We start from the raw sequence: 16,194 nt of genomic DNA on the forward strand, positions 1-16,194 counted from the left end.
GTTTGGGGGGGTCGTTTTTGTTAATCAGCGCCGGGGCGGGGCGGGCGGCGGGCCCGGGGGGGGGGGGCAGGCCGCCGGCGGCCGACAGCCAACCTACGGGCCGTCCGGGCCCGCGGCGATGGACGCGATCCGGGGATCGTGGTGATTTCCTCCGACGGCGGCCCGGAACTCGCCCGGGGTCATCCCGGTCTCCCGCCGGAAGAACCGGCTGAAGTACGCCGGATCCTCGAAGCCCGCCTCCCGCGCTACCTGGCGCACCGTCAGTTCGGTGCAGGCGAGCAGCCGTTTGGCCTCCAGGGTCTGCTGCTGGCGGATCAGCCGGCCGGGGGTGCGGCCGGTGGCCTGCTTCACCAGCGCCTGCAGGTGGCCCGGGGAGACGCCCAACTCCTGGGCGCAGGACGCCACCGTGCGCAGGGCACCGCCCGGCCCGGCGATCAACCGGGTGAAGGCGTCCGCGAGTTCGGACGGCCGGCCGGGAGCGGCCGGATGCCCGCCCGGGGCCGCCGCCCGCAGCGCCCGGACCACCAGGACGTGCAGGTAGGCGCGCAGCACCCCCGGATAGCCGGGGGCCAGCGCCCGGTACTCGTGCTCCATCTCGGCCAGCAGGCCGGCGATCCGCCCGGCGTCCCCGCCGAGCGGGAGTCCGGGGCGGGCGGCGAGCGCGCGCAGCGCGGCGAGGTCCTGCGGATGGGAGAGCAGGAAGTCCTCGTTGAAGAGCACCACCTGCCCGGCGAGCCCCTCGACGCCGTCCCAGTGGTGCACCTGGCCGGGCGCGATCACGCACAACTGGGGCGGCTCCAGCGGACGGTGGACGAGGTCCTGGACGTGCGCGCCGGAGCCGGCGGTGACGTGGACGATCTCGTAGAAGGAGTGCCGGTGGGGGAAGCCGGCCCGGGAGAGCGGGCCGATCGCGTCGAACGAGCCGATGGCGAAGGGCAGCAGATGCGGCAGCGGGACCTGCAGGCGGTGCAGCGGCAGGTCCGGGGCGGCGCTCACCGGGCGGTCCGGCGGGCGCGGCGCCGGGTGGGGGTGGTCGGTGCGGCGTTCATCGGACCAGGGTGCGGCCAGGGCCCCCGACCGGTCCAGACCACTGCGGGCGGGCGGGCCCTTGCCGCGGCCCGCGGAGAGGACCTAGACGGGCGGCCAGGGGATCGACGGCCAGTCCTCGGCCGGGAAGGGGTGGACCCCGGTGCGCAGCAGCCCGGCCGTCCTGGCCCGGACGGCGTCGAGCTCGGCGGCGGTCAGGTGCGGGGCGAGCCGCTCGCCGAGAGCGCCGTCCAGCTGCCCGGCCAGCCCGGCCAGCATCTCGGTCGCCTCCGCGGACAGCGGCTCCCCGGCCCAACCCCAGAGCAGGGTGCGCAGCTTGTCCTCGGTGTTGAAGGTGACGCCGTGGTCGATCCCGTAGATCCGGCCGTCCGCGGCGGCGATCAGGTGGCCGCCCTTGCGGTCGGCGTTGTTGAGGACGGCGTCCAGCACGGCGAGCCGGCGCAGCCGGACGTCGTCGGGGTGCACCAGCAGCGCGGTGCGTCCGCCGCCGACGTCGGCACGGACGATCGGCAGCCAGCCCTCCTCGGGTCCGGCCGGGTCCTGGAGGGCGAGCAGCGGGTCCGCCTCCGGATCCGGCTCGACCCACAGCTGCACCATGCCGGGTCCGTGCGGCCCCTCGCGCAGCACGGTCGGCGGCACCATCGCCCAGCCGCTCGCGGCGGCGAGTTCGTACGCGGCGACCTCGCGGCCGGCCAGCGTGCCGTCGGGGAAGTCCCAGAGCGGGCGCTCGCCGGCCACCGGCTTGTAGACGGCCTGCGCGGTCAGCCCGTCCAGGGTGGCGCTGCAGTAGAGCGCGGCGTTCGAGGCGTCGGTGAGGCGGCCGTGGACGGTGAGCGCGCCCTCGCGCAGCAGCCGCAGCGCGGTGGCCGGGTCGGCGGCCAGCGCGGCGCCGGCCACCGGGTCCGCCTCGGGGACGGCGTCGACGGCCGGGCGGGCCTCCGGATCGGCGGCAGCACCCTCGGTCGGGCGGTCGGCGGCTGGGCGGTCGGTGGTCGGGCTGCCCGCGGCGGGGCGGTCGGCGGTCATCGTGCCGGGCTCAGCGCCGGTAGCCGTTGGCCCGGGGGCAGAGGTGGCCCTCCGGGTCGAGCGGCAGGTTGCAGAACGGGCAGGGCTTGCGGCCGGCCGAGACCAGGTCGAGCGCCCGCTTGGCGAACACCCGGGCCATCGCCCCGGAGAGCCGCACCCGCAGCATGTCGGGGCCGTGCTCGTCGTCGGCCAGGACGGAGGCGGCGGACTCCTCGTCGTCGTCCTCGTCCTCCTCGACCAGCGCCTGCGCCTCCACGACCAGGCAGCTGTCGCTGCTGTCCCAGGCCAGCGCCATGGTGCCGACCCGGAACTCCTGCTCCAGCGGCATGTCCAGCGGGGCGGTGTCCAGCAGGTCGTTCGGCGCGGTCGCCGGGATGGCCGGGTCGCCGCCGCTGCGCCGCAGCGCCTCGTCCAGGACCTCCTCGATGCGCTCGGCGAGCGCGGCGACCTGGGTCTTCTCCAGCAGGACGCTGGTGATCCGGCCCCGGGCGCTGGCCTGCAGGTAGAACGCCCGGGCGCCGGGCTGGCCGACGGTGCCGGCCACGAACCGTTCGGGCTGGTCGTAGTAGAAGACCTGACGGGGCACGCTCTCGCTCCGGATCGTTCTGATCGTGCCGGTCGGCTCCTGCCGACCGACGGACGTCATGGCGGTGCTGCGGTTCTGTACTCGTTAGTCACCCTACGACCTCGAGGGCGACGCTGGGGAGCCGAGGCCGTGGCCGGCCGCGGCGGCGGCCGGGGCGCGCTCAGGCGCCGGTGGCCCCGCCGACCACGGCGTCCCCGGGCGCGGCGCCGTGGTCGGGACGCGGCCGCGGGGCGAACGCGGCGAGGTCGCCGGTGTCGCCGACCCGCAGCACGAACGGCCGCCGCGCGGTGTAGCGGATCGCGGTGACCGAGCAGGGGTCGACACCGATCCGCTGGAAGAGGTCCAGGTGCAGGCCGAGCGCGTCGGCCACCACCGCCTTGATCACGTCGCCGTGCGAGCAGGCCGCCCAGACCGCGTCCTCGCCGTGCTCGGCGGCGATCTTCTCGTCCCATTCGCGGACCGCCCCGACCGTACGGTGGCTCAGCTCGCGCAGCGACTCGCCGCCGGGGAAGGCCGCCGCGGAGGGCTGGTCCTGCACCGTCCGCCAGAGCGGCTCCTCGGCCAGCTCGGCGAGCGGGCGGCCGGTCCAGTCGCCGTAGTGGCACTCCCCCAGCCGCTCGTCCAGGGCGAACCCGTCGGCCAGTTCCGCACGCGCCGCCAGCAGCGGTTCCAGGGTCTGCCGGCAGCGCTCCAGCGGGCTGCTCACCGCCCGCACCAGCGGGATGCCGGCGAGCCGGTCGGCGAGCGCGGCGGCCTGTGCCCGCCCGGTGTCGTCGAGCTCCACGCCGGGGGTCCAACCGGCCAGGATCCCGGAGGTGTTCGCGGTGGAGCGGCCGTGGCGGACGAGCAGCAGGGTCGGCATGGGGCCCAGCCTACGGCCTCCTGCCGCCGGCGCGGCCGGTGTACGGCCGGGCACCGGGGCCGCGGGCCCGCGGGAGGCGGTGTGCGGTTCCGGTGGATGTGCCGCCGTTCGCCCCCGCGAGGCGCCACAATGGCCCGCATGATCGTCGATTGCGCCGTCTACCGGGCCGGCCGCCGGATCGAGGGGCCGCCGGACTACTCCGACGCCCTGGCCGCCGCCCGCGCGGCCGGCGACGGCAGCTTCGTCTGGATAGGCCTCTTCGAGCCGACCGCCGAGGAACTCGCGCTGGTCAGCGACGAGTTCTCGCTGCACCCGCTGGCCGTCGAGGACGCCGTCAGCGCCCACCAGCGGCCCAAGCTGGAGGTGTACGACGGCTCGCTGTTCATGGCGCTCAAGACCGTCGGCTACCACCCCGGCGCGCACGCCGTGAGCACCGGCGAGGTGATGCTCTTCCTCGGCGACGGCTACGTGATGACCGTCCGCCACGGCGCCGACACCCCGCTGGCCGGGCTGCGCAAGCAGCTGGAGGACCAACCGGAGCTGCTGCGGTACGGGCCGAGCGCGGTGCTGCACTCGGTCTGCGACACCGTCGTCGACGGCTACCTGGACGCCGCCAACGCCCTCCAGGGCGACCTGGACGAACTGGAGGCCGACGTCTTCGCCCCCGGCGGGGTCGGCCGCGACACGGCGAGCCGGATCTACGGCTACAAGCGCCAGCTGGTGGCCGTCCGGCGCGCCACCGCCCCGCTGCTCGACCCGATGCTGCGGCTGGTCCGCGGCGGCGTCCCGTACGTCCGCGCGGAGGCCCAGCCGTACCTGCGGGACGTCGCCGACCACCTGGCCCGGGCGGGCGACCAGGTGGACGGCATGGACCGGCTGCTCTCCGACATCCTCGCCGCCAACCTGGCGCAGGTGAGCGTCCAGCAGAACAACGACATGCGGAAGATCTCGGCCTGGGCGGCGCTGGCCGCGGTGCCGACGCTGATCGCGGGCGTGTACGGGATGAACTTCGACGACATGCCCGAACTGCACCAGCCCTGGGGCTACCCGGCGGTGATCGCGCTGATGGCGGGGGTCTGCCTGCTGCTGCACCGGGTGTTCAAACGGCACGGCTGGCTGTAGGGGGTGTCGGCAAGGCCCGGTCCGACGCGACTCCGCCGACACCCCCTGGGGGAGCCCCCGCCCGCGGTCAGGACGCCAGGCCGGCCCGCTCCAGCGCCTCGACGCCGGTGCGCAGGGCCTGCAGCCGCTCCTCCAGGGTGAAGCCGGCCGGGGCGAGGGTCAGCGTGGTGACGCCCGCCTCCGCGTACGCCTGCATCCGGTCGGCGATCCGCTCCATCGGGCCGAGCAGGGCGGTGGCGTCGATCAGGTCGTGCGGCACGGCGGCGGCGGCGCCCGCATAGTCCCGGGCGAGGTACTTCTCCTGGACCTCGTCCGCGGCCTGCTCGTAGCCCATCCGGCGGGCGAGCTGGTTGTAGAAGTTCTTCTCCTTGCTGCCCATGCCGCCGATGTAGAGCGCGGTGTACCCGCGCTGGCTGTCGGCGGCGGCCTTGACGTCGTCGCCGACCGAGATGGCGACGGTCGGGCAGAGGTCGAAGCCCTCCAGGGTCTGCCCGGCCTTGGCGCGGCCCGCCGCCAGCGGGTCGAGGGAGAGCGCGGCGTGCTCGGGCGCGAAGAAGATGCCGAGCCAGCCGTCGGCGATCTCGCCGGTCTGCTCCAGGTTCTTCGGGCCGATCGCGGCGATGTACAGCGGGATGTGCTCGCGCACCGGGTGCACGGTGAGCTTGAGCGGCTTGCCGGGGCCGCCGGGCAGCGGCAGCGTCCACTGGGCGCCCTCGTGGACCAGCCGCTCGCGGGACATCGCCTTGCGGATGATCTCCACGTACTCGCGGGTGCGGGCCAGCGGCTTGTCGAACTTGACGCCGTACCAGCCCTCGGACACCTGCGGGCCGGAGACGCCGAGGCCCAGCCGGAAGCGCCCGCCGGAGAGGGTGTCCAGGGTGGCGGCGGTCATCGCGGTCATCGCGGGGGTGCGGGCCGGGATCTGGAAGATGGCCGAGCCGACGTCGATCCGCTCGGTGCGCGCGGCGACGAAGCTGAGCACGGTGGCCGCGTCGGAGCCGTACGCCTCGGCGGCCCAGCAGACCGAGTAGCCGAGCCGGTCGGCCTCCTGGGCGACGGCGATGTTGTCGGCGTCCATGCCGAGGCCCCAGTAGCCGAGGTTGATGCCGAGTCGCATGGGGTGCCACACCTTTCGGTCGCCGGCCGGGCGGTCCGGTCGGGGTCTGCCTGCCCGGAGCGTAGCCGGGTTCCGCGCGGCGATGCTACCGGCCGGTAGGTGTGGTCCGGGTCACAACCGGCGCGGCGCGCGGTCCGGCGGGCCCTGCGGGTCGGCCGCCCGGCCCGGGCACCGGCCGCTACGCTCAGCCGACGTGGGAGGGGCGCGCCCCGCCTGCCCGTTCGCCAGCCGCACGTTCACCTGCCGGACCAGCCTGTGGAGGGCCCGCCCGATGGAAAAGCGCCACCTCGGCCGTACCGGACTGCAGGTCTCCCGGCTCGGCCTCGGCACCATGACCTGGGGCCGCGACACCGACGAGCACGGCGCCGCCGAACAGCTGAAGGAGTTCGTCGACGCCGGCGGCACCCTGATCGACACCGCCGACGTGTACGCCGACGGCGGCGCCGAGTACCTGATCTCCCGGCTGACCGAGAGCCTCGTCCCCCGCTCCGAACTGGTCATCGCCACCAAGGCGGGCAGCGCCCCCGGCACCGGCCGCCGCTTCGACGCCTCCCGCGGCCACCTGCTCACCGCCCTCGACGCCTCGCTGCACCGGCTCGGAACCGACTACGTCGACCTGTGGCAGGTGCACGCCTTCGACCCGGCGACGCCCGCCGAGGAGACCCTCGCCGCGCTGGACCTCGCCGTCTCCTCCGGACGCGCCCGCTACGTCGGCGTCTGCGACTACAGCGGCTGGCAGCTCGCCCGCGCCGCCACCTGGCAGCACGCCCACCACGGCAGCGTCCCGCTGGCGGGAGTCCAGCTGGAGTACTCGCTGCTCCAGCGCGGCATCGAGCGCGAGGCGCTGCCCGCCGCCCGGGACGCCGGCGTCGGCCTGCTCGCCCGCTCCCCGCTCGGACGCGGCGTGCTCACCGGCAAGTACCGGCACGGCGTCCCGCCGGACTCGCGCGGCGCCTCCCCCTACCTCTCCGGCTTCGTCCAGCCCTACCTCGGCGAGCGCTCCCGCCGGATCGTGGACGCCGTCGCCACCGCCGCCGACGGCCTCGCCAGCAGCCCGCTCGCGGTGGCGCTGGCCTGGGTCCGCGACCGGCCCGGCGTGGCGGGCGCGCTGGTCGGGGCCCGTACGCTGACCCAGCTGCAGGCGGTCCTGTCGGTGGAGGCGCTTACGCTTCCGGGTGAGATCCGCGGTGCGCTCGACGACATCTCGGCGCCGGTCCACCGCTACCCCGACCAGGAGTGGACCGAGCTGTAGGGCTCGGGCCTCCCCCGACGACGGCCGCCCCGCACCGATCAGGTGAGCCCGGCGCGGCAGTGGAGTACCCCTTTGGAGCGAACGATGAGCAACACGGAGAACGGCGCTCCGGACGGTGGGTCGGGCACGGCCACGGCCCCGGAGGACCGCGCCGCCGCCCTCGCGGCGCTCGCCGAGGCGATCCGGACCACCTCTGCTGCTCCGGCCCCGGCCGGCTCCCCCGACGCACCCGTCTCCGGGGCCGCGGCCGCCCCGTCCGAGCCGTCCGCCGGGCAGCCCGACGAGCAGCGGGCCGAGGCGCTGCGCACCACCGCCGAGGTGCTGACCGCCGGCGGCGCACCCGCCGAGCTGGCCGGGGCCGCCGTCGCGGAGTTCGGCGACGGCGCGGCGGAGCAGCTCCGCGCGGACCCGTGGTCGGTGCTCGGCCTGCCCGGCGTCCGCCCCGAGCACGCGGACGGCTTCGCCCGCGGGCTGCTCGGCCCCGCCGCCGGACCCGGCGACCCGCGCCGGGCGCAGGCCCTGGTGCCCTGGCTGATCGAGCAGGCCGCGCTGCGCGGGCACTCCGCGGTGGAGATCGGCGAGGTCGCGGCCGGCCTGGAGCGGCTCGGTCTGCCCGACCCGGCCACCGCCCTGCAGTCGGTGGTGGTCGACGGCCGGGTGATGGCCTTCCAGGAGGAGCTGACCGGCCCTGAGGCGCACGCCGCCGGCGGCGACGAGGACGAGGAGCCGCCGACCCGCACGCTCCTGGCGCTGGAGCGGCTGGCGCTGGCGGAGGAGAGCCTGGCGGACGGGCTGGTCCGGCTGATGTCGACCTTCGTCCCGGGCGAGGACCCGGAGGACGGCGAGGCCGCACCGGACGGGCCGGGGGCCTCCGAGGATCCGGGCACCCCGGACGGGCCGGATGCTTCCGAGGGCGACGACACCGGCGGCGACGGCGCTGCGGAGGCCGAGGACTCCGACGGCGCCACCGCGGACGCGGCCGGGCCCGCCGGCGCCGGACAGACACCCGCCGCACCCGGCCCCGCCGCGTGGGAGGCCGCCGCCGCGGCCGCGCCGTCGTCCTCCGCCACGGCGCTGATCCGGGCGGTCGCCGAGAGCGCGCTGGTACTGCACACCGGCGGCGAGGCCGCCCGCGCCGAACCGGCCGCGCTCCTGCGGGCCGCCACCGGCCTCGGGCTGCGCGCCTGGGCCGCGGACTGGACCGACCGGGGCCGCGACGGCTTCGCCGCCCTCGTCCGCGACGGACACGGCACCGGCGACGGCGCGGGAGCCGACGGCGGCGCAGGAGCCGACGGCGGCGCCGGACGGGCCGTCACCCTCGCCGAACTGCTCTCCGGCACCGCCGGCCCCGGCCGCGCCCCCGACGGCACCCTGGCACTGGACGTCCTGATCGTCCTGGACGCCCCGCTGCTGGACGTCGAACTCGCCGCGACCCTGCTGGAGTCGCTCGCCGACGGCACCCGGCTGGTGCTCAGCGGCGACCCGGGCCAGCTCTGGTCGGCCGGCCCCGGCCGGTTCTTCGCCGACCTGGCCGCCGCCAAGGTCTGCCCGGCGGTCGCCTCCCGCACCCCGGACTTCGGCCCGATCGGCGAGCTGGTCTCCGGCATCGGCATCGGCGAGCTGCTGCCGGTCGACGCACCGGACAAGGAGGTGGTCATCCTCACCGCCCGGGACGCGGCCGAGGCCGTCCACCGCGCCGTCCAGCTGCTCACCGACTCCATCCCGCGCGCCCTCGGCATCCCCGCCGAGGAGGTGGTGCTGCTCACCCCGGGCCACGGCGGCGGCGCCGGCACCCGGGCGCTCAACGCCGCGGCCAAGGCCCGGCTCAACCCCGGCCCCGGCCGGTTCCGCGGCTTCGACCCGGGCGACCGGATCGTGGACTCCCCCGCCCCCGGCATCACCCGGCCCGCCCGGGTGCTCGACGGCGACGCCACCGGCCTGCACCTGGAGTACGCCGACGGCACCCGCCGGACGGCCCCGCCCGCCGAGGTCGGCCGGCTGCGGCACGGCTGGGCGCTGACCGTCCATCAGGCGGTCGGCCGGCGCTGGCCCGGTGCGGTCGTCGTGCTGCCCGAGGACGCCTCTGCAGGCCTCACCCGGCAGTGGGTCTACACCGCCTTCGGGCGCGCCGAGCGGCACCTCTCGGTGGTCCACGCGGCCGGGCCGGCCCTGCAGCAGGCCGTCGCCGAGCGCGCGGCGGCGCCCCGGACGACCCGGCTGCGGGCGATCCTCGCGGAGAACGCCGCGGCGGCGTACTGACCGGCGCAGCGGTACGACGGCGGCACACGTGCCGCGGGGCGGCACCCGGGTCCTCTCCCGGGTGCCGCCCCGCGGCGTCGACGGCGGGTCAGTCGTCGGGGTCCTCGTCGTCGTAGACCTCGCTGACGTCGAACCGGCAGATCAGCAGCTGCGGGTCGGCGTGCTCGAAGGGCTCGGGCAGCCAGTCGCCCGGCTCGGACGGCTGGGCCGCGGCGACCCAGAGCGTCGAGTCGCCCTCCTCCAGCCCGAACTCCTCGCTGCGGGCGGCGATCTCGTCCGGCTCGAACTCGCCGAACAGCACGCCGAGCGCGGCGTTCACCCCGCCGGCGCCGCCGGGGGTGAGCGAGTCGTCCAGCCGCTCGGCCTGGCCGCGCAGCCGCTCCGGGTCGACGACGTGGTAGTCCCGCCGGATCAGCACGCTGATCGCCTCGGGCTGGTCGGGGCCGTGGTACCCGCCCGCGGCCTCGTCGCCGGGCACCTCGAAGGGGGTGACCTCGTCGTACGCCTCGTACAGGAGTTGGTCGTACGCGATGGCCGCCGTGGCGAGCTGCTCGTAGGCGGCGAACACCGAGGGATCGTCGGCTGCGTCGGGGCTTGACACCGCTTCCAGATGACGGTCGATGGCGGCCTTGACCGCCTCGGCGGCGGCGCGTACCTCGGCAATGGTGGGCTGCGCGGCATCAGACATGGTGCAGACGCTATCTCCCCTCGGTGCCGGTACGCACAGCGGTTGTCACCTACACCCGCGATTTCACCGCAACTTCCCCCGTGATGTCCGTTCCGGGCGGTTCTGTGCCCGCGCTCCGGCCCTCCTCCCGCGCCCTCGGCGGCACCCGCTGGGCCGTCCGGGTGCCGCTTCGCGGGGCCCCGGCGGGGTATCCCGTCCCCAGTGGAAACGGAACTGATGCACTGTCACCCGAGCGTGCGGGTGCCTCCCGGGCGGACGGCCGGAAATACCCGGGCCGGCTGTCGGGGGCAGGCCGTACGCTGGCGTGCAGGTGTCCCTCAGGAGGAGCGTTTTGACCCCACCGAAGCCGGTCCGGCAGCCGGAGTACGAGTACCAGTCGCTGCGCATGCCGCGCGGCACCACCCGCAATGCGGCACGCCAACTGCTCACCGAGCACGCCGAGTACGGGCACTGGGAGCTGGACAGGCTCCGGCTGTTCCCGGACGGCAGCCGTACGGTGCGGCTGCGACGGCGGATCATCCGGCAGATCAGGAGCTGGTAGGCGGTCCCGGGCTCCCCGGGGTTCTCCGCGGGCACGGACGCGCCCGCAGCGGTCCGGCCGCCCGGGTTCTCCGGTGCGGCGGGACGGCTGCGGGCGCGCGGCGTTCGGGCCGGTACGGCGTCAGGGCGCGGGCGGCGTCAGCGCGCGCCGGCCCGGGCACGGCGGTAGAGCACGCCGCCGCCGAGCAGCAGCGCGAGACCGGCCGCACCGAGCAGTTCGACCCCGCCGGCGCCGGTGGAGGCCAGCTGGCTGTCGCCGTCGACGGGGGCGGCGGGTGCCGGGGCCTGCGCGGGTCCGCTCGCCGCCGGGCCGGCGACCGGGATCGCCGCCGGGGTGGCCGTGCTCGGGCTCTGCGAGGGGCTGCCGCCCCGGCCGCCGCCGGTACCGGTGGACTCGGTGGGGGTCGGCGTGGGCTTCGGGGTGACGGGCGGCGGCGGGTTGTGGGGGTTGCCGCCGGGGCAGTTCTCCGGGCACTCCTCCGAGCACTCGCCGGTCGCCGGCGGGGGCGGCGGCGGGGGCGGCGGAGTGGCGGTGTTGCCGCAGGAGTTGCCGAACGCGGGGTTGCCCACGCCGACCACGTCGACCGAGTTCCCGCAGGCGTTGACCGGGATGTGCACCGGCGCCTGGACGCTGTTGCCGGACGCCACGCCGGGCGAGCCGGCGGCGGTGCCCGAGGCGGCCGAGCCCGCGGTGTGCGACGAACCGCCGCCCGCGTGCCGGCCGGTGCTCTTGTTGGCGCAGTCGTTGCCGTACGCCGGGTTCAGCAGGCCGACGACGTCGGCGGTGTTGCCGCAGGCGTTGATCGGCACCTCGACCGGCACCTGCACCGAGTTCCCCGAGGCCACCCCCGGAGAGCCGGTGGCGCCCCCCTGCGCCTCGGAGCCCGCGTACGCGTAGCCGGCGGTCGAGGCCAGCACGCTGCCGGTGGCCACGGCCGTGAGGATCCCCTTCTTGGCTACATTCCTCATACTTTCCCCTGACGTGTCGATACGACATGATTTCGAGACGACGTGATGACCTGCTGAAAGTCGGAATTTCCTTCTGGCCGACGAGGTCCTCAACTGCACAGGAGTCAACGACCCGCCGGGGCCTGGGTTGAGCCGAACGCCAGGTCTTCACCCGATCGTGCGACGTAACCGCCAGTAGGTGGACGGAGCTGCGATCGGGGCGCGGACCCCCGACGGACACAACCGGGCCGGCCGGTCCGGACGCACCCGTGCCCCCGGGGCGGCGCGTCCGCCGCCCCGGGGGCACGTGAGTGGATGAGCGGCGCCCGTCAGGCCGAGCCCTCGGGCGGTCCCGTCAGTCGGGTGCTCAGAAGTTGGCGCAGCTGTTGCCGAACGCCGGGTTCAGCAGGCCGATCACGCTGACGGTGTTGCCGCACACGTTGACCGGGATGTGCACCGGGATCTGAACCTGGTTGCCGGAGATCACGCCCGGGGAGCCGGCGGCCACACCGTTGGCGGCGGCGCCACCGTGGGCGGCGGCCACACCGGCGGCGGCGAGCACCAGGCCACCGGTGGCGGCGGCAACGGCGGTGATCTTCTTGACCTTCATCATTCCTCCTGTATGGACAACGCAACCCGTTCGGCGGGCTGCACAGGGATGAACGACATTGCGGCAAACGGGGTACGGAGGCGGCACGCCATTCACCCGCAACGGTGAGGCGGCGGACAGATATTCGAGCCGCGTTCCCCGGAAGAATCGTTTCTCTCGATCTCCCTCGGGCCGTCCCAAATCATTCGCTCGGACAATGCGGAGGAATGCCCGCGGCCCGCCCCGGAAGGACCGGGACGGGCCGCGGTGGCGGACGCCGCACAGCGGGCGGGCGGCTCAGCGGGTGGGCGGCTCAGCGGGCGGGGCTCAGCAGGCCGGGCTCAGCAGGCGTCCAGGAAGCGGTCGAGCACCCGCACGCCGAACTTCAGCCCGTCCACCGGCACCCGCTCGTCCACACCGTGGAACATCCCGGCGAAGTCCAGGTCCGGCGGCAGCTGCAGCGGCGCGAAGCCGAAGCAGCGGATCCCGAGGTCCTGGAACGACTTGGCGTCCGTCCCGCCCGACAGGCAGTACGGCACCGCGCGGGCGATCGGGTCCTCGGCCCGCAGCGCCGACTGCATGGCCTCGACCAGCGCCCCGTCGAAGCTGGTCTCGATCGCCTTGTCCGAGTGCAGGCTCTCCCGCTTCACCCGCGGCCCGAGCACGCTGTCCAGCTCGGCGAGGAACTCCTCCTCGTACCCGGGCAGGAAGCGCCCGTCCACGTGCGCCGTCGCCTGGCCGGGGATCACGTTGACCTTGTAGCCGGCGCCGAGCATGGTCGGCTGGGCGGTGTTGCGCAGGGTGGTGCCGATCATCTTGGCGATGCCGCCGAGCACCCGCAGCGTCTCGTCCATGTCCTCCGGGTCGAGCCGGACGCCGAGCGCGTCCGACAGCTCGTCCAGGAAGGCCCGGACGGTCTTGGTGATCCGCAGCGGGAAGGTGTGCCGGCCCAGGCGCGCCACCGCCTCGCAGAGCTCGGTGATCGCGTTGTCGTCGTTCTCCATCGAGCCGTGGCCGGCGCGCCCCTCGACGGTCAGGCGCATCCAGTGCATGCCCTTCTCCGCCGTCTCCACCAGGTAGAGCCGCACCTGGTCGTTGACCGTGAAGGAGAACCCGCCGACCTCGCCGATGCCCTCGGTGACGCCCTCGAACAGCTCCGGGTGCTTGTCCACCAGGTAGCGGGCGCCGTACGTGCCGCCGGCCTCCTCGTCCGCGACGAAGGCCAGCACCAGGTCGCGCGGGGGCTTGCGGCCGGTCCGCAGCCGGTCGCGCACGACCGCCAGCGTCATCGCGTCCATGTCCTTCATGTCCACCGCGCCGCGGCCCCAGACGCAGCCGTCGGCGACCTCGCCGGAGAACGGGTCGTACGTCCAGTCCGCCGCGTTGGCGGGCACCACGTCGGTGTGCCCGTGGATCAGCAGACCGGGACGCGAGCGGTCCTCGCCCTCGATCCGGACCACGGTCGAGGCCCGGCCCTTCGCCGACTCGAAGATCTTCGGCTCCAGGCCGAACTCGGCGAGCTGCTCCGCCACGTACTCGGCGGCCTTGCGCTCGCCCGGGCCGGAGCCGTCGCCGTAGTTGCTGGTGTCGATCCGGATCAGGTCGCGGCAGATGTCGACGACCTCCGACTCCGCGTTCACAGCCGCCGCCGGCTCGCTCCGCTCGCTCACGGTCACTCCTCGCCCTCGTCCAAGGCCCGTACGCCGGCGCACCTGTGCGCCATCCCCGGGACCCGGCCCCAGGCCGTACGAGCACGTCCGCCCATCCTCCCCCACCCCCCGCGGCGGATCCACCCCCCGCAACCCGGCGCAACACCCCCGCCACACCCGCCGCCCTCCCGGAGCGGGCCGAACCCCCGTACGGAGCCGTTTTGGGACCGCAAGCCGATCTTTGCTACAGTTACATCTGTCAGCGCGGCCGAGAGAAGCCGCGAGGACGACACCCCGTCCGGGTGGCGGAATGGCAGACGCGCTAGCTTGAGGTGCTAGTGCCCTTTATCGGGCGTGGGGGTTCAAGTCCCCCCTCGGACACCGAAGATGCGGGCCAGGAGAAATCCTGGCCCGCATTTCGTCGTTCCCGTCCTTCCGTGCGCAACAGCCTGCGGAGCAGCCCGCGGAACTGCTCGCGGGATCGCCCGGCGCCGGGCTCAGCGGGCCGTCCAGAGGGGGCAGGCGGGGTGGTGCCAGCGGGTGCGGACGACGGTGCCGCCGAGGGTGCGGTGCTCGGTGGTCGAGGTGCGGCAGCAGGAGCTCCCCGGGCGGACGGCTGGCGCGGGCACCCCGGAGTGCGCGGGGGCCTCGCGGTGGCGCGGGCGGTGCCGGCGGTTGCGGCGGCCCTGCCGGGCGGCGTCGGTGGACGTGGCGGTGGGGGCTGCGGGGGTGTTCATGCGCGGAGGCTGCCCGGTGGGGCCCGGTTCGAATCGCGAACTCCCCCGATCGGGTGAGTCCGCGGCCCTGCGGCCCACCGCCGGGCGAAGGCCCCCTACGGTCCGGCCGGCGCCGGTGCCGGGTCGTTCGCCGCCGGGGCCCGGCGGCGCGGGCGGTCGATCTGTTCGGCGGTGAGGAAGGAGGCCACCGTGGCGACGATCAGCAGGGGCATCAGGTTCACCGCCTCGCTGCCGAGCAGGGCGGTGGCGAGGACGGCGCTGGTGACCGGGAGCCGGGTGACGGCGGCGCCGGCCGCGGCGAGTCCGGCGGCCAGTCCGGCGGCGTTTCCGAGGCCGGGCAGCGGGGCGCAGACGATGCCGATCGCCCCGCCGATGAGGATCGCCGGGAAGATCGGGCCACCGCGCAGGCTGCCCAGGCACAGGCCCCAGGCGGCGGCCTTGAAGATTGCGAGGGCGATCAGCGCACCGGTCGGCCAGTCCGCCGGGTCGGCCGCGAGGGCGGCCAGGGTGGCCTGCCCGGAGAGCGCGTCCTCCTCCGGGGAGCGGTCGGTGAGGACCGAGTAGGCGGTGAGGCAGGCGCCGGCGGCGACCGCGCAGAGCACCGTGCGCAGGACGGTCTGTCCTGGTGTGCGCTGCCCGGTGAAGGCTTTGACGGAGCGTCCGAGCATCCGGCCGGCCACGCAGACCACCGCGACCAGGACGGCCACCGGGATGCCCCAGAGGAAGTCCCCGGGGTCGGGGGTGTGACTGGGCGGCACCGTGGGGAGCGTGAGGGCGCCGATCGACAGCCCGGTCCAGTTGCCGAAGCCGGTGAAGACCAGGGCGCCGACACCGCTCGCCAGCAGGCAGGGCAGGATCAGGGCGACCAGCCGGGGCCCGCCGAGGCCGGCGGCCTCGATCATCATCACCGCGGCGACCAGCGGGCTGCCGAAGATGGTGGAGATCGCCGCCGTGGAGCCGGCCGCGCCCAGCACCGGCACCAGTTGCGGGGAGGCGCTGCGGCGAGAGGCCCGCACGGCGAGCAGGGCCAGTCCGCTGCCCATGGCCATCAGCGGGGCCTCCGGGCCGAGCACCGCACCGAGCGGCAGGCAGACGAGCGCGGCGAGGATCACACCGGGCACCTCGCGCGGCAGGGTGGGCCTGCCGCCGAGCCCGTCCACCGGGACGTGGCCGCCGTGGCCGGGCATCCAGACGATCACCGGCGCAGTGAGGAGTCCGGCGAGCAGCAGGGTGGGCAGCGGCCACCACCACGGCGCCCGGTCGAAGCCCCAGGCCTCCGGGAGGCTCTCCCAGATCCAGTGCTGGAGCTCGTGCTCCAGGCTGACGAAGCCGAAGGCGGCGAGCGAGACGGGGACGCCGATCAGGGCGGAGAGCAGCAGGAGTCCGAGGTAGCCCTTCCTCAGCAGCATCTCGCGCAGTGGCTTCACGCCGACGGGCTCGTCGGTCCGCTGCTCGGGCATCCTCGCTCCTGGAGTCGGTGCTCGGGGAGCCGGCCCGCCCCCGTCGCTGCGACCGAGTCTCGCCCGGTGCCCGGGGCCGTGCGCGGAAGGCCCGCCGCCGGGCACCGTGTTTGCCCGCGGGCGGTGCGCCGTCCGGGTGAGGACGGGCGGCCGGGGACCGGCGGCCGGGACTGGCAGCCGGGGACCGGCGGCCGCACAGGACAGCGGGGCCCCGGGGCGGGGGAAGGGCCCCGGCCCCCCCGGACGGGCCACCCCCCCGACCCATCAGATAAAAAAAAAAACCAGACCACCACACCCCACATTATATCGGTA

General features: G+C 75.3%; 15 protein-coding genes and 1 tRNA gene. 5 read left to right on the plus strand and 11 right to left on the minus strand.

Annotated elements, in window-relative coordinates; all coding sequences use genetic code 11:
* Positions 1-93: 93 nt before the first annotated feature.
* The 4 genes from ACWGB8_RS33080 to ACWGB8_RS33095 all read right to left on the minus strand — a co-directional run bounded on the left by ACWGB8_RS33080 (position 94) and on the right by ACWGB8_RS33095 (position 3,521).
* Positions 94-996: an AraC family transcriptional regulator gene (locus ACWGB8_RS33080; RefSeq protein ID WP_452217335.1), complete on the minus strand. Its 903-nt coding sequence runs from the start codon at positions 994-996 to the stop codon at positions 94-96.
* Between the two features lie 135 nt (positions 997-1,131).
* Complete coding sequence (locus ACWGB8_RS33085; protein ID WP_452217336.1) at positions 1,132-2,073, minus strand: SCO1664 family protein; 942 nt, start codon at positions 2,071-2,073, stop codon at positions 1,132-1,134.
* Between the two features lie 10 nt (positions 2,074-2,083).
* Positions 2,084-2,659: a DUF3090 domain-containing protein gene (locus ACWGB8_RS33090; RefSeq protein WP_452217337.1), complete on the minus strand. Its 576-nt coding sequence runs from the start codon at positions 2,657-2,659 to the stop codon at positions 2,084-2,086.
* Positions 2,660-2,819: 160 nt separating this feature from the next.
* Positions 2,820-3,521, minus strand: a complete 702-nt coding sequence (locus ACWGB8_RS33095) for a histidine phosphatase family protein (protein WP_452217338.1) — start codon at positions 3,519-3,521, stop codon at positions 2,820-2,822.
* Between the two features lie 129 nt (positions 3,522-3,650).
* On the opposite strand from ACWGB8_RS33095, the gene ACWGB8_RS33100 reads away from it, so the two are divergent.
* Positions 3,651-4,643 (plus strand): magnesium and cobalt transport protein CorA, encoded by a 993-nt coding sequence (locus ACWGB8_RS33100; RefSeq protein WP_452217339.1) that lies wholly within the window; start codon positions 3,651-3,653, stop codon positions 4,641-4,643.
* Positions 4,644-4,710: 67 nt separating this feature from the next.
* On the opposite strand, the gene ACWGB8_RS33105 is transcribed toward ACWGB8_RS33100, so the two are convergent.
* The gene (locus ACWGB8_RS33105) at positions 4,711-5,760 is read right to left on the minus strand and encodes an LLM class F420-dependent oxidoreductase (protein ID WP_452217340.1); all 1,050 of its coding nucleotides are present in this window, start codon (positions 5,758-5,760) and stop codon (positions 4,711-4,713) included.
* A 271-nt stretch (positions 5,761-6,031) separates the two neighbouring features.
* On the opposite strand from ACWGB8_RS33105, the gene ACWGB8_RS33110 reads away from it, so the two are divergent.
* Positions 6,032-7,012, plus strand: a complete 981-nt coding sequence (locus ACWGB8_RS33110) for an aldo/keto reductase (protein WP_452217341.1) — start codon at positions 6,032-6,034, stop codon at positions 7,010-7,012.
* Positions 7,013-7,096: 84 nt separating this feature from the next.
* On the plus strand, positions 7,097-9,271 hold the full coding sequence (locus ACWGB8_RS33115; RefSeq protein ID WP_452217342.1) for an ATP-binding domain-containing protein: 2,175 nt from the start codon (positions 7,097-7,099) through the stop codon (positions 9,269-9,271).
* Between the two features lie 88 nt (positions 9,272-9,359).
* On the opposite strand, the gene ACWGB8_RS33120 is transcribed toward ACWGB8_RS33115, so the two are convergent.
* Positions 9,360-9,959, minus strand: a complete 600-nt coding sequence (locus ACWGB8_RS33120; RefSeq protein WP_452217343.1) for a hypothetical protein — start codon at positions 9,957-9,959, stop codon at positions 9,360-9,362.
* A 331-nt stretch (positions 9,960-10,290) separates the two neighbouring features.
* Between ACWGB8_RS33120 and ACWGB8_RS33125 the strand changes: the two genes are divergently transcribed.
* Positions 10,291-10,500, plus strand: coding sequence for a DUF5703 family protein (locus ACWGB8_RS33125; protein ID WP_350579697.1), 210 nt, complete (start codon positions 10,291-10,293; stop codon positions 10,498-10,500).
* A gap of 137 nt (positions 10,501-10,637) precedes the next feature.
* Here ACWGB8_RS33125 and ACWGB8_RS33130 read toward each other — a convergent pair whose 3' ends face one another.
* From ACWGB8_RS33130 to ACWGB8_RS33140, 3 genes are all read right to left on the minus strand, one after another.
* Complete coding sequence (locus ACWGB8_RS33130; RefSeq protein WP_452217344.1) at positions 10,638-11,468, minus strand: chaplin; 831 nt, start codon at positions 11,466-11,468, stop codon at positions 10,638-10,640.
* 346 nt (positions 11,469-11,814) lie between these two features.
* Positions 11,815-12,057, minus strand: coding sequence for a chaplin (locus ACWGB8_RS33135; protein ID WP_452217348.1), 243 nt, complete (start codon positions 12,055-12,057; stop codon positions 11,815-11,817).
* Between the two features lie 320 nt (positions 12,058-12,377).
* The gene (locus ACWGB8_RS33140; RefSeq protein WP_452217345.1) at positions 12,378-13,706 is read right to left on the minus strand and encodes a M20/M25/M40 family metallo-hydrolase; all 1,329 of its coding nucleotides are present in this window, start codon (positions 13,704-13,706) and stop codon (positions 12,378-12,380) included.
* 275 nt (positions 13,707-13,981) lie between these two features.
* Between ACWGB8_RS33140 and ACWGB8_RS33145 the strand changes: the two genes are divergently transcribed.
* Positions 13,982-14,066, plus strand: a tRNA-Leu gene (locus ACWGB8_RS33145).
* 116 nt (positions 14,067-14,182) lie between these two features.
* On the opposite strand, the gene ACWGB8_RS33150 is transcribed toward ACWGB8_RS33145, so the two are convergent.
* Positions 14,183-14,422, minus strand: coding sequence for a hypothetical protein (locus ACWGB8_RS33150; RefSeq protein ID WP_452217346.1), 240 nt, complete (start codon positions 14,420-14,422; stop codon positions 14,183-14,185).
* 95 nt (positions 14,423-14,517) lie between these two features.
* Positions 14,518-15,882, minus strand: a complete 1,365-nt coding sequence (locus tag ACWGB8_RS33155; protein WP_452217347.1) for a chloride channel protein — start codon at positions 15,880-15,882, stop codon at positions 14,518-14,520.
* Positions 15,883-16,194 lie beyond the last annotated feature (312 nt).

The sequence above is a fragment of the Kitasatospora sp. NPDC054939 genome, assembly GCF_053610105.1.